Source organism: Candidatus Magnetominusculus xianensis (genome assembly GCA_001541255.1).
GTDB classification, from domain to species: Bacteria; Nitrospirota; Thermodesulfovibrionia; order Thermodesulfovibrionales; family Magnetobacteriaceae; genus Magnetominusculus; species Magnetominusculus xianensis.
This window is the reverse complement of the sequence record LNQR01000029.1, coordinates 21726-29034: the sequence shown is the minus strand read 5'-3', so window position 1 is coordinate 29034 and position 7309 is coordinate 21726. Positions and strand designations below refer to the sequence as shown.

General features: G+C 49.6%; 7 protein-coding genes. All 7 read right to left on the bottom strand.

All coding sequences use genetic code 11. The annotated features are described in order from the left end of the window. Nucleotides 1-303: 303 nt before the first annotated feature. The 7 genes from ASN18_RS03905 to ASN18_RS03875 all read right to left on the bottom strand — a co-directional run bounded on the left by ASN18_RS03905 (nt 304) and on the right by ASN18_RS03875 (nt 7214). Complete coding sequence (locus tag ASN18_RS03905) at nt 304-690, bottom strand: MamS/MamX family magnetosome protein (protein WP_085051303.1); 387 nt, start codon at nt 688-690, stop codon at nt 304-306. Between the two features lie 71 nt (nt 691-761). Continuing rightward, nucleotides 762-1079 carry a hypothetical protein gene (locus ASN18_RS03900; RefSeq protein WP_085051302.1) on the bottom strand — a complete coding sequence of 106 codons (318 nt, stop codon included), beginning with the start codon at nt 1077-1079 and terminating at the stop codon, nt 762-764. Between the two features lie 147 nt (nt 1080-1226). Then, entirely contained in the window at nt 1227-2582 is a 1356-nt protein-coding gene (locus ASN18_RS03895; protein WP_085051301.1) for a sigma-54-dependent transcriptional regulator, read from the bottom strand. Beyond that, nucleotides 2579-3826, bottom strand: coding sequence for a sensor histidine kinase (locus ASN18_RS03890; RefSeq protein ID WP_236861492.1), 1248 nt, complete (start codon nt 3824-3826; stop codon nt 2579-2581). Before ASN18_RS03890 ends, ASN18_RS03895 begins: the two co-directional genes overlap by 4 nt. A 44-nt stretch (nt 3827-3870) precedes the next feature. Beyond that, nucleotides 3871-5139 carry a UDP-N-acetylglucosamine 1-carboxyvinyltransferase gene (murA, locus tag ASN18_RS03885; protein ID WP_085051299.1) on the bottom strand — a complete coding sequence of 423 codons (1269 nt, stop codon included), beginning with the start codon at nt 5137-5139 and terminating at the stop codon, nt 3871-3873. Further along, entirely contained in the window at nt 5132-5812 is a 681-nt protein-coding gene (locus ASN18_RS03880) for a DVU0298 family protein (RefSeq protein WP_157072817.1), read from the bottom strand. The genes murA and ASN18_RS03880 overlap by 8 nt, the downstream gene beginning before the upstream one ends. Before the next feature lie 7 nt (nt 5813-5819). After that, on the bottom strand, nt 5820-7214 hold the full coding sequence (locus tag ASN18_RS03875) for a cobyrinic acid a,c-diamide synthase CobB (protein ID WP_236861491.1): 1395 nt from the start codon (nt 7212-7214) through the stop codon (nt 5820-5822). Between the last annotated feature and the right edge of the window lie 95 nt (nt 7215-7309).

Below are 7309 nucleotides of genomic sequence, written 5' to 3'. Positions count from 1 at the left end.
GGGAATCCAGTCCTTACAGCGTTATATGAAAGACTGGATTCCTGCTTCCGCAGGAATGACAAATTTACGCATATGATTGCATTTTAGTATAACTCCCCTTTCTGTATGCTTTTTATTGGCTTTTCGTCAGGAACATCAGTTACAACGCGCTGCTGCGCTTGTTGGGTGTGAGCTTCGCCTCAAGTTGGTATGACTGGCAGTAAATGTCATGAGTGAAATTCTGAATATAGCCCTTGACATGCTGAAAGACCTTTTAAGATTGGAGATAGTGTGAAGAGGTTTGCCATTACCCACTATTTCATATCAGCGCCTCATGCCGCGTCCATGCCACAGGGGTCTTTGTGAATTTCCATCCCTGAACCGGTAGGTTTTCATGCCGCCGGTGGTAATAGAATAAGCGGCTACTGATAATCCCCCCTTTCTGTCATAATATTTTGAACCTGTAACTTCCACTGTCATCCCGGTCTTTGCAGTAAATCCGATTTGGTTGATATACCACCACGGGCCGGTCATCACCTTATAAGTCTTGTCTGCCGCAACCATAGTAAAAACATACGGCCCCATCGCCGCCTCACCGGCCTCTGTTACTACCCCCTGAAGCGTTACCTCGGTGTTTATGTCATATCCGCTGCCATCATCCGCATAGACATTTGGGATTAACAGTAGTACAAATATGATAGTAATCACCATAGACATCGCTCCACAGCCTAAGGCACATTACACGGCTTGGCAGTCTTGCCGCGTAACGTGCCTTGTTCGGATTATTGGTTTGTCCTATACGGGCAGCCATACCCCATGCCTCTGCCCATACCCATGCCTCTACCCATACCTCTGCCAGCAAATGCCGGTCTGCCTGCCATTGCCGGTCTGTTTGCAAACGTCTGTCTCTGCTCCGGCGTCATCTGCTCAACCCTCTTGACAAGTTCACTGTGCAACGCATTTCTCTGCTCAACCGTTGCATTCCACATCGTACCCCTTAATGCGAGCAGATCGTCTGTTGTGTATGTGCTGTAGTCCACTGCATACGCAGCGCCTGCCAAAAGTGTTAGGGTTAATATTACCATAATCAGCGTCTTCATTGTCTTTCACCTCCTTTTAATGTTGTTTATACATGTGATATTGCAATTGCCGTGCCAGAGGTAAAATTGTTAATAATCAGGGGCTTAGGAAACAGTACGATTAATAAGATGCTGATTTTGCATGGTTGCGTGCAAATTTTGCACAGGCTAACTCAGACCATACTCCTTTATCTTGTACTGAAGATTTCTCAGTGATATGCCCAGCGCTGCTGCTGCGTCCTTTCTGCTGCCACCTGCCCGCTTTAGTGCATCTTCAATGGTGCGGCGTTCAATTTCACTCAGGTTCAATGTGTCTTTGTCTACGGGGGCCTCAGGTGGCAATACCTGAATTACCTTTGACGGGTCAATAGTGCCGTCTTTTGACATTATTATTGAGCGCTCAAGAATGTTTTGCAGTTCTCTGACGTTGCCGGGCCAGTCATAGGCTCTCAGCCTTTCAATTACAGGGTCTGAAATCTCTCTGACCTCTTTTCCTATTCTTTTTGATATCGAGGCACTCAGATAGCGGCACAACCGTGCCATGTGAGCAGTTCTCGTCCTCAGCGGGGGGATATTTATTGGAAATACGTTTAACCTGAAAAAAAGATCATTCCTGAACCTTCCAGCGGCGGACTCTTTTTGCAGGTCCCTGTTCGTAGCGCAAATAACACGCGCATCTGTCTTTTGCGTAATCTGAGTAATTGTGCTGCCCAGCCTTTCAACCGCGCCGCCCTCAAGAACCTTCAGAAACTTCGACTGCATGGCCGGGGACATCTCTGATACCTCGTCAAGTAAGATACTGCCCCCTGAGGCCAGCTCAAACTTCCCGCGCTTCAACGCGGCAGCCCCCGTAAACGCCCCCTTTTCGTAGCCAAAGAGTTCGCTCTCCATCAGATTTTCTGGAATAGCTGCACAGTTTATCTCGATAAACGGCCCGCTGCGTTTGCTTAGGGCATGGACAACCCGTGCAATCAGGGTCTTGCCCGTGCCGGTCTCCCCGGTCAGAAGCACTGTTGAGTTAGCTGCGCTGACTGCCGCTACCTCGTCTAAGACATTCTCCATCCCGCCGAAGATTATCTCAAGCGGGGGAAGCCCTTTGAGCTGTTCAGCTTTTAACGCCTCGTTCTCAATAAGCAGGCGCCTCCTGTCATATGCCTTTGCCGCGGCAAACCTAAGCACATCGGGGTCTTGCAGGGGCTTTGATATGAAATCCATCGCCCCCAGTTTCATAGCCCTTACTGCTGTCTCTACAGTGCCATATGCCGTCAGCACGATGATGTCCGTCTCGTGAGATGTAAACTCACTCCGCCTGAACTCCTCTATAAATGTCAGGCCGTCCATCTGAGGCATTTTCATATCTAGTAAAATAAGATGGGGCCGGTAGGTTTCACATATCGACAGGGCCTCTTTGCCGTTTGACGCTGTCTTTATTGTATAGCCTTCAGCCTCCAAAATCCTCATAAGAAGCAGGCGGATGGAGTTCTCGTCATCGGCTATCAGGACTCTATAGTTATCTTTTTTCATGCCGGAGCTATACTGCTTTTATATAAAGGCAGCTTTATAGTTACAGATGTCCCCTGGTCTATCCTGCTTTCTATTGAGATTGCCCCGCCCAGGGCTGAGACCAGATTGGCGGCAATCGGAAGCCCAAGCCCCGTGCCTCTGGCCTTTGTCGTAAAGAACGGCTTCCAGACTTCCTGTAACACTGCGGCGTCCATTCCCTTGCCCGTGTCTGTTATGGTAAGGGTGAGCATCTTTTTATCTCCCTCTACGGTTATATATATTTTATCAGTTTCGGAGTCTGCGGCGTTGGATATTATATTTATCAGGACTTGTTTTAATTTTTCTTCGTCCGTGTTTATCCCATCATTTATCAGGGAAATATGCTTTTCAAGAATAATCCCGTCAGAAATGTTGGCGGCAGCAGCGGCCTCATCTATCAGTTGCCCAAGAAACAGTTGACGGGTTTTCAACTCAGGCGCTCTGGCATAAACCAGCAGGTCATTTGTAAGCCCCTCAAGGCGCAGCGATTCTTTTATGATGACATCAAGGCCCTCGGCTGTGCTGTCTGTTTCCTTGTGCCCTTGCCGAATGTACTGGGCAAATCCCTTAATCGCACTAAGCGGGGTCCTTATCTCATGGGCAAGGACGGCGGCCATCTCACCCAGGGCAGTAAAGCGCTCCTTTTCCTGCGCCCTGAGCTGCATTCTGTCCATCTTTTTCATGTAATATAAAAACGCAAAGACCAACCCCCACATCGCGCCATTTACGACAAGCAGGACAATCAGATGAAGCTGTGCGCCTCTGACGGCCTCCATTGCCGGATATGTGTGCAGTGCTATGGACATCGCCATTGGTGTTGAGCCATGTATCTGTACCGGCATGTTCATCACATAGACCAGCTCGCCGGTCTTTAGGGTTACATAGGCAGTGCCGGGGGTGATACCTTCGCTCTGAGGCCAGGTTTGCCCTATCAGTCTGGGGTTTGAGTGTAATACGATTTTCCTGTCGTGGTCGATGAGGGCAACATAGGCTATAGATTCCCATGGTTGATTTTTCATAATCTCTGCAATCAACCCCTCATCAATCCCTGTGCGGTGGAGGGCCTGATCAAGGGTAATTCCTAAAAAAAAGGCCGTTGATCTGAGGGTTTCCTCAGATGAGCGTCTTGCTATCTCATTGGTTGAGAATGCGCTGAAACCCGACAGCGCCGTAAAGACTACTGCCACTGCAACAACGGCATATCTTCGTTTAACTGGCGCATTCATCAAAACCTGCTCAGACGCCGATTTCATTCAGGCATTCATGATAACTAGGCCCTGCCACCCTTAACACGCGTGATATTGCCGCCAAGATTAGAGATTTTATCTTCGATTTTTTCATATCCCCTGTCCAGGTGGTATATCCTGTCTATCACAGTCTCACCCTCGGCGGCAAGGGCTGCAACAACCAACGACGCGCTTGCCCGCAGGTCTGTGGCCATTACGGGCGCTCCAATGAGTTTCTCCACGCCGCGCACTGTGGCTATGTTGTCCTCTATTTCTATATTTGCCCCCATGCGCCGCAGTTCGGCTACGTGCATGTATCTGTTTTCAAAGATGGTCTCTTTCACAATACTTGTACCGGCGGCCAATGATGTCAGGGCGATAAACTGTGCCTGCATATCGGTTGGAAACCCCGGGAAGGGCATTGTTTTTACATCGGCAGGGCGGAGTGTCCCCGGCGGCGGGCCGATTACCCGAAGTCCGTCTTCCTCCTGGGTTATGGTTATGCCGGTTTCCCTTAGTTTTTCCACTATTGCAAGGATGTGGTCGTAGCGGCAGTTTTTTATTAATAGATTACTGCCGGTTATGCCGGCTATTGATATAAATGTACCGGTTTCAATTCTATCGGGGATGATTGCATAGTCAACCGGGTGCAGCTCGTCAACGCCTTCTATTTCTATGACTGAACTGCCGATGCCCGCAATCTTTGCCCCCATTTTATTGAGCGCATTGGCAAGGTCTTCGACTTCTGGTTCTCTGGCGGCATTTTCTATGATTGTCCTGCCCTTTGCCAGCGCTGCTGCCATCATCAGATTTTCCGTGCCGGTCACTGTGGAGATGTCGCAGAAGATTGTGGCGCCTTTGAGCCTCTTTGCCTTTGCCACTACGTAGCCCTTTGAGAGGGTTATCTTTGCCCCCATCTTCTCAAGCCCCATTAAGTGTAGATTGATTGGGCGTGCCCCAATAGCGCAGCCCCCGGGCAGAGAAACCTTTGCACAGCCAAAGCGCGCTACCATCGGCCCAAGTGTCAGGACAGATGCCCTCATCGTCTTTACCAACTCATACGGGGCCTCTTTGTTGAGCAGGGTGTCTGTGTTTATCCTCAGACAACTGCCTTCGACGGTGATTGCTGCGCCCATGTTTGCCAACACCTCGGACATGGTCTTGATGTCTTTGAGGTTTGGGATATTTCTGAGGAGTGTCTCTCCTTTACACAGTATCGTTGATGCCATCAGCGGCAGGGCGGCGTTTTTTGCCCCGCTTATCTCTACCGCCCCAGAGAGCTGCCTGCCCCCTGTAATTAATAATCTATCCATTTTCCACCAACTGTTTTAGGGTTATTGTCATTAGCTTATCGTCGTAATAAACCTGTACCTTTTCTGTTCTTTGCAGGAGAGGCGCAAGGTCAAGGTCAGTCATCTTCAGCCGTTTTGCCGCGATTACGGCATTGGCCACAACCTCAGGGTCTCTGTGAGTAAGCCCTTCCCTTACTAAAACCCCTACATAATCGCTGATATACTGCGGGTGTACCTCACCAATCCGCCCAAGTGCGTACAGGACACCGGCAAGGAATATATTGTCTTCAGTCTCTGAGTGCGAATACCCTATGATAATCGGTATTATGTCCTCAAAAGGTTTTGGATTTTCTCTTATCGCCTCTCCCATTATCTCAGGGACTGTCCAGGGTATAGTGCCGGATTCATCGGTTGCGTTCCAGATGAGGCGCTGTATCTGTCCCCTTGCCTCGGCGAAGTCATCGACTGCTATTTGGGCGATTGCCCTGCCAGTAAGGTGGATTGCCCGCCATGCGATCTCTGAGGTCTTGTCATATGATATTGAAAGCAGGGCGCTGAGGTGTCTTTTGTCCTTTTTAATGTTCTCAATTATCTCGTCATAGGCCATCGCCTGAAGCCTGTCCGCTGTCTGCTTTTTTACCTGTCTTAGGTTGAATTCAGATTTCTTCAGCTTTTTTAAAAATTCTTCTGCCATATCCACCTCACCGGCTGTTTTTATAAGCGGCGGCAGCCCGAACAAGCCCCGGCGCCCACTGAGTACACCCCAATGCGTGTACATGCGTGTACGTGGCAAACACCCGTTTATATGATAAACCGTCTCTGCCGTCCACAATCCCCTTGCCGCGTTTCATCTTAAACATAAAGTTCAGCCTTTCCATATCAAGGTTTACTGCCTTTGAGTAGTGAAATTCATGCCCCCTGAGTATAACATTTTTGGGGAAATAAGGGTTTTCCTCTACCGCCTCCACAATGGTGTAACCATGTGCCTGCGGTTTTTCGTGCATAACAAAGTCTATCGGAAACACACCTGTCATCGAATAATAGCGCTCATTGCAGACAATGCCCCGGCCCAGGTACATCAGCCCCCCGCACTCGGCATATACCGGCAGGTCGCACTCTATTAACTCCTTTAATTTCCCTGTAAAATGTTTATTTTCAGACAGGCTCAACGCATGTGTCTCTGGAAAGCCGCCGCCGATATAGAGGGCGTCAAGGTCGTCTGGCATATCTGTGACAAGGGCGCTGATCTCTACAATCTCTGCCCCAAGTGCCTTCAACGCCTCGATGTTCTCAGGGTAATAAAATTGAAACGCGCTGTCCTTTATAACCCCGATTCTAACGGCAGCGCCTGATTCATCAGATGACGAGGCAGCAGGCTCAGACACGGCATAGTCTAGGGGCGGGGCCGCTGCAGCGATTTGCCAGATTTTCTCCTCGTCTACCGAAGCGCCAACGGCCGCTGCCATACGCTCAAGCACAGTTTCTATCTCACTGGTCTCATCGCGGCTCATCAGGCCCATATGCCGCTCCTGCTGGAAAGGGGTATCGCTTCTTTTAAGCACGCCAACGACAGGGACACCGGCGTAAGACTCTACAGCCTCTCTGATGACCTTTTCGTGCCTCTCATTTGAGATATAATTCAGCACAACACCCTTTATCATAAGTTCCTTAGAGAACTCCACTATGCCTTTTACAATAACCCCCACCGTAGCAGCCGTCTTGACACAATCCACAATCAGCACTACGGGCGACGCACACAGCCCCGCTAAGGCAGCAGTGCTAAACGTGCCCTTAGCGTCAACACCGTCAAACAAACCCCTGTTTCCCTCTATTAGTACACCGCCAGAGTCTTTTGAATGATTGACCAGGGAGTTAAGCAGCATCTGCTCAGGAATTATATAAGAATCAAGGTTATAGCACTGTGTCTTTGCCGCTGCCGAGAGCCACGCAGCATCTATGTAGTCCGGCCCTTTTTTGAATGGTATGATGCGGCGGCCTTTGTTGTTCCACAGCCTTAGGAGACCTAACGAAAGGGTTGTCTTGCCTGAGCCTCCTCTGAGACCCGCGATTACCACTCTGGGCTTATTTAAGATCATACTTACATAGTTCCTGTGTGGGGGATGGACGCTCAAACGTGATGGACACTTAAACGTGATGGGGCGAAAAGACATTCGCCCCTACGCTCTGGTAC